General features: G+C 55.3%; 2 protein-coding genes and 2 rRNA genes. 2 read left to right on the top strand and 2 right to left on the bottom strand.

The window, feature by feature from the left end; all coding sequences use genetic code 11:
- The first annotated feature begins 265 nt into the window (after positions 1-265).
- Together Z945_RS0119130 and rrf are read left to right on the top strand one after the other, a co-directional pair.
- A 23S ribosomal RNA gene (locus Z945_RS0119130) occupies positions 266-3,096 on the top strand.
- A gap of 110 nt (positions 3,097-3,206) precedes the next feature.
- A 5S ribosomal RNA gene (gene rrf, locus Z945_RS0119125) occupies positions 3,207-3,321 on the top strand.
- A gap of 487 nt (positions 3,322-3,808) precedes the next feature.
- Here rrf and Z945_RS0119120 read toward each other — a convergent pair.
- Both Z945_RS0119120 and Z945_RS0119115 read right to left on the bottom strand, forming a co-directional pair.
- On the bottom strand, positions 3,809-4,954 hold the full coding sequence (locus Z945_RS0119120; RefSeq protein ID WP_025053693.1) for an iron-containing alcohol dehydrogenase: 1,146 nt from the start codon (positions 4,952-4,954) through the stop codon (positions 3,809-3,811).
- Positions 4,955-4,957: 3 nt separating this feature from the next.
- On the bottom strand, positions 4,958-6,328 hold the full coding sequence (locus Z945_RS0119115; protein WP_025053692.1) for an aldehyde dehydrogenase family protein: 1,371 nt from the start codon (positions 6,326-6,328) through the stop codon (positions 4,958-4,960).
- Positions 6,329-6,331: the final 3 nt, after the last annotated feature.

The following is a 6,331-nucleotide window of genomic DNA, read 5'->3' as shown; positions in this document are numbered from 1 at the left end:
TGTCCAAGTCAAGTACACTAACCAGAGACATGACGCTGTTTGCCCGCACGGCTGACAGCTATCTGCATGTCTCGTTGTCCACTCGTTAGAGTGGGCGGGAAAAAGTATGCTTTTGACCAGAATAAGGGCGAACAGTTTCTTACCAGCTTCTGTTCTCCGCGCAGATTTGTTGTTCCGCTGAGTATCGGTTTTGAGAGGGTCTAAATTACCCTTGAGGATCTGATGTGAGGTTGAGCTTTAATCAAGTCTTGCTTTTTCTGGATCAAATCAAGCGCGAAAAGGGCGTTTGGTGAATGCCTTGGCAGTAAGAGGCGATGAAAGACGTGATACTCTGCGATAAGCCATGGGGAGCTGAGAATAAGCTTTGATCCATGGATTTCTGAATGGGGCAACCCACCTGATACTTTGTTATTACTACCCTTCGGGGTAGCTAATAATGAGGTAAACCAGGTATTTTTAGGCTGAATATATAGGCTTAAAAAAGCAAACCCGGGGAACTGAAACATCTAAGTACCCGGAGGAAAGGAAATCAATTGATACTCCCCTAGTAGCGGCGAGCGAACGGGGACCAGCCGAGCCATGAGTGTGGTTAGAATGCGTTGGAATGCGCAACCAGAGTGGGTGATAGTCCCGTATAAGAAGCATGATTGGACGTATTAAGTAGGGCGGAACACGTGAAATTCTGTCTGAAGATCGGAGGACCACCTTCGAAGGCTAAGTACTCCTTACTGACCGATAGTGAACCAGTACCGTGAGGGAAAGGTGAAAAGCACCCCGACGAGGGGAGTGAAACAGTACCTGAAACCGAACGCCTACAATCAGTTGGAGGGGCTTTACGCCCTGACAGCGTACCTTTTGTATAATGGGTCATCGACTTGGTCTCACAAGCAAGCTTAAGCCGTTAGGTGTAGGCGTAGCGAAAGCGAGTCTTAATAGGGCGTTGAGTTTGTGGGATCAGACCCGAAACCGAGTGATCTAGGCATGGCCAGGTTGAAGGTAAGGTAACACTTACTGGAGGACCGAACCCACATCTGTTGAAAAAGATCGGGATGAGCTGTGCCTAGGGGTGAAAGGCCAATCAAACTCGGAGATAGCTGGTTCTCTGCGAAATCTATTTAGGTAGAGCGTCATCCGAATACCCTCGGGGGTAGAGCACTGGATGGGTAATGGGGCCCCACAGGCTTACTGATCCTAACCAAACTCCGAATACCGAGGAGTACTAGATGGCAGACACACGGCGAATGCTAACGTCCGTCGTGAAGAGGGAAACAACCCTGACCTCCAGCTAAGGCCCCTAATTCATGGCTAAGTGGGAAAGCAGGTGGGACGACCAAAACAACCAGGAGGTTGGCTTAGAAGCAGCCATCCTTTAAAGATAGCGTAACAGCTCACTGGTCTAAATAAGTTGTCCTGCGGCGAAGATGTAACGGGGCTCAAGCCATGAGCCGAAGCTGAGGATGCATTTATTGCATGGTAGCAGAGCGTAGTGTGACATAATTCCATGTCTCCTTATCCACTTCGGTGGAATTGGAGACGCGGAGTTTTCTGTGAAGCCGGCGCGTGAGCGATCCGGTGGAGAGATCACTAGTGAGAATGATGACATGAGTAGCGACAAAGAGTGTGAGAAACACTCTCGCCGAAAGTCCAAGGGTTCCTGCTTAAAGCTAATCTGAGCAGGGTAAGCCGACCCCTAAGGCGAGGCCGAAAGGCGTAGTCGATGGGAACCAGGTTAATATTCCTGGGCCAGATGGAAGTGACGGATCTCGAGGGTAGTTCATCCTTATCGGATTGAATGGGCTGCTTAGAGGTTCCTGGAAATAGCTCCATCGCTAGATCGTACCCTAAACCGACACAGGTGGACTGGTAGAGAATACCAAGGCGCTTGAGAGAACTATGTTGAAGGAACTCGGCAAAATACCTCCGTAAGTTCGCGAGAAGGAGGCCCGGTTCCTAGGCAACTAGGGGCTGGGGGCACAAACCAGGGGGTGGCGACTGTTTATTAAAAACACAGGGCTCTGCGAAGTCGTAAGACGACGTATAGGGTCTGACGCCTGCCCGGTGCCTGAAGGTTAAAAGGAGGGGTGAGAGCTCTGAATTGAAGCCCAGGTAAACGGCGGCCGTAACTATAACGGTCCTAAGGTAGCGAAATTCCTTGTCGGGTAAGTTCCGACCTGCACGAATGGCGTAACGACTTCCCCGCTGTCTCCAACATAGACTCAGCGAAATTGAATTACCTGTCAAGATGCAGGTTTCCCGCGGTTAGACGGAAAGACCCCGTGCACCTTTACTACAGCTTCACACTGGCATTAGGCCGAACATGTGCAGGATAGGTGGTGGGCTTTGAAACCGGAACGCCAGTTTCGGTGGAGCCTCCCTTGAGATACCACCCTTGTTCTGCTTGATGTCTAACCGCGGTCCGTTATCCGGATCCGGGACCCTGTGTGGCGGGTAGTTTGACTGGGGCGGTCGCCTCCTAAATCGTAACGGAGGCGCGCGAAGGTTGGCTCAGAGCGGTCGGAAATCGCTCGTTGAGTGCAATGGCAGAAGCCAGCCTGACTGCGAGACTGACAAGTCGAGCAGAGTCGAAAGACGGCCATAGTGATCCGGTGGTCCCAAGTGGGAGGGCCATCGCTCAACGGATAAAAGGTACGCCGGGGATAACAGGCTGATACTGCCCAAGAGTCCATATCGACGGCAGTGTTTGGCACCTCGATGTCGGCTCATCTCATCCTGGGGCTGGAGCAGGTCCCAAGGGTACGGCTGTTCGCCGTTTAAAGAGGTACGTGAGCTGGGTTTAGAACGTCGTGAGACAGTTCGGTCCCTATCTTCCGTGGGTGTAGGATACTTGAGAGGAGTTGCCCCTAGTACGAGAGGACCGGGGTGAACGATCCACTGGTGGACCAGTTGTTATGCCAATAGCAGTGCTGGGTAGCTATGATCGGACAGGATAACCGCTGAAGGCATCTAAGCGGGAAGCCCCCCTCAAAACAAGGTATCCCTGAGAGCCGAGGTAGACCACCTCGTCGATAGGCCAGAGATGTAAGCGTAGTAATACGTTCAGTTGACTGGTACTAATTGCTCGATAGGCTTGATTTGATCCAGTAGAAGCAAGACTCTACAGACTTATCAAAAAGCATACACAGTACATTAGATGTACACGACTTGGACGTTGTCATCCGGCAACGTTATTCAGAGGATTTATTCGGTTTGGTGATCATAGCGAGAGCAAAACACCTGGTCCCATCCCGAACCCAGCCGTTAAGTGCCTTAGCGCCGATGGTACTGCGTCTTAAGACGTGGGAGAGTAGGTCATCGCCAAACCTAATAAGTCCTCTGAATACGTATCTCTCTGCGATGCTTCACTCAAAACCCAATCCAAACAACCCGCCTCGGCGGGATATACGCGTTTCTAACCCGCGCGGCCACAAAACACCCCCAAGCCGCAACACCCAGACACTCCAATGAACCCAGTACGCGGGAAATAGACGAATTATCTATGATCTCCGCCGACCCGCGGCCGATTGGATTGCTCTTGAAGATCTGATCGGGCGTGAGTTTCCTTAAGGGGCCATCAGAAGTCGTAATAGGGGGTACGGACTGCTACCTTTAACAGGCCAATCTGATTCCGGCCTGTTGATCCTGTTCGTATTGGAGGCGGCCCCGCTGCCGGGCGCGATGGTGCTTCCAAGCACAAGCGCGCGGAAGCTGGAGCACTCCTAGAGACAGGCGCGCGAAAGCTCGGGCGTTAGGTTGTTAGACCTAACGCCGGCTACCTGCAATTGCCTCGCAAGGCTCCGTACTTGCGGACTTACAAGCAGTCCAACAACAGCTTTCGTGTATTCTCTTCTGTCATCTGCACCGGATTGCCGCCCGTGCTTGGGTCACTGAGCGCGCCGGCAACGATGCGGTCGATATCGGGGTTTTCCACGCCGAGGTCGGTCAGCGTCTTGGGGATACCCAGCGATGCATTCAGCTCGTCTACATAGGCGCAGAAGCCGTCAAATCCGCGTTGAATGCTGAGGTAATTGGCAGCACGCGCAAGGGTACTGCGGATCTTGGGTTTGTTGAATTGCAAGACCGCTGGCATGCACACCGCGTTCGTTGTGCCGTGGTGTGTGTGGTACATGGCCCCGATGGGATGCGACAGCGCGTGAATGGCCCCTAGTCCCTTTTGAAAGGCAGTGGCCCCCATGGCCGCCGCTGACATCATATGCGCGCGGGCCTCGATATCGGTGCCGTCGGCATAGGCCCGGGGCAGGTATTCTTTGACCAGGCGCATACCCTCCAGCGCGATGCCCTGGCTCATCGGATGGTAGTGCGGCGAGCAGAACGCCTCGACGCAGTGGGCAAAGGCATCAAGGCCGGTGCCTGCGGTGATGAATTGCGGCATTCCAACTGTCAGCTCAGGGTCACAGATCACCACCGTAGGCAAAAGCTTGGGGTGGAAGATGATCTTTTTCTCAGCCGTTTCCGAATTGGTGATGACACTGGCACGGCCCACTTCCGATCCGGTGCCTGCGGTGGTCGGCACAGCCACGATCGGCGCGATAGCATCGGCGTCGGCGCGGTTCCACCAATCGCCTACATCCTCAAAGTCCCACAGTTGGCGCGTCTGACCAGCCAGAAACGCTACCAGCTTGCCCAGGTCCAGACCAGAGCCGCCGCCAAAAGCCACAACCCCATCGTGCCCGCCCTCGCGGTAGGCCTTAACACCGGCTTCGGCGTTTTTCTCATTCGGGTTCGGGTCCACATCGGCAAAGAGCGCACGACCCAGCCCTGCGGCTTCAAGCAGGTCAAGCGTGCGGTTGGTGATCTCCATCTCAGCCAGACCGCGGTCGGTGACCAGCAAGGGTTTCGTGATGCCCGCCGCAGCACAGGCTTCGGCGATTTCCGAGATACGGCCCGCGCCGAAACGGATGGACGTGGGGTAGGACCAGTTGGCAGTCAGCGTCATGGGTCAGGCTTTCTTGAGATGATAGGATTTTGGGCGTGTCAGGTTGTGATAGCCGATTTCCGACAGCCCGCCGCCGCGTCCGGTGTCCTTGCATCCCGTCCAGCACAGACCGGGATCAAGGTAGTCGGCGCGGTTCTGAAACACGGTGCCCGTCTCAATGCGGTCGCCAATTGCCATTGCGCGGGCGGTGTCTGCGGTCCAGACCGACGCGGTCAGCCCGTAATCGCTGTCATTCATTAGGGCGATGGCTTCATCGTCGTCTTTGACGGGCATGATGCCAACTACAGGGCCAAAGCTTTCTTCGCGCATCACGGCCATGTCGTGGGTCACGTTCGTCAGGATTTGCGGCATCAGATAGGCACCGCCGTCTTCGGGAAAGAGGGCGGGATCAATGTGGGCTTTGGCACCGGCGGCCACGGCATCGGCGGTTTGCTTGCGCACGGCTTCGGCAAACCGGGCCTGCGCCATCGGGCCGAGTGTGGTTTCAGAGTCCAGCGGATTACCGAGTTTGTAAGCACTCACAATCGCGACGGCCCTTTCCACGAAAGCGTCAAAGTGTTTTTCTGCCACATAAATCCGTTCGATCCCGCAGCAGCATTGGCCTGCGTTGAACATCGCGCCGTCAATCAATGTGTCCACTGCCGCGTCGGTATCCGCGTCATCGCAGACATAGCCGGGGTCTTTGCCGCCCAGCTCAAGCCCCAATCCGGTGAAGGTGCCTGCGGCCGCTTGCTCAATCGCCTTGCCCCCGCCAACGGAGCCGGTGAAATTGACAAATCCGAAGGATTTGGCCGCGATCAGATCCGAGGTGGTCTGGTGGTCGAGGAAGACATTCTGAAAGACGTCCTCCGGCACACCGGCGTCATAGAAAGCCTGCGCCATGCGTTCCCCCACCAGCGGGGTTTGCGACGCATGTTTCAGCAGCACAGTATTGCCAGCGATCAATGCCGGTGCGACCGTGTTGATCGCCGTCATATACGGGTAGTTCCAAGGCGCGACGACAAGCACGACACCATGTGGCACGCGTTTGATCAGGCGCTTGAATTTGACGCTGTCCTCAACCTCGATCGGGGCCAGCGCATCTTGCGCGATTTCAGCCATATGAGTGGCGCGTTCATTGAACCCGCCAAATTCGCCGCCATAGCGGACCGGACGGCCCATCTGATGCGCAAGTTCGGGCACAATCTCGTCGTTCATCCGGCCAACGTTGGCGACACCGGCCATCACCAATTCGATGCGCTCGTGCAGTTCAAGCATTGCCCATGCGGCCTGCGCATCGCGCGCGCGCGCAACGGCGGCCTGTGCCTGACCCGAAGTCAGCGGGGTGCGTTCGGCGTAGACGGAGCCGTCAATCGGCGAAATACAAGTGATCATTTC

The sequence above is a fragment of the Sulfitobacter noctilucae genome, from assembly GCF_000622365.1.
Classification (GTDB): domain Bacteria; phylum Pseudomonadota; class Alphaproteobacteria; order Rhodobacterales; family Rhodobacteraceae; genus Sulfitobacter; species Sulfitobacter noctilucae.
Note: the sequence above shows the minus strand (reverse complement) of the source record. Positions and strands in the feature narration are given on the sequence as shown.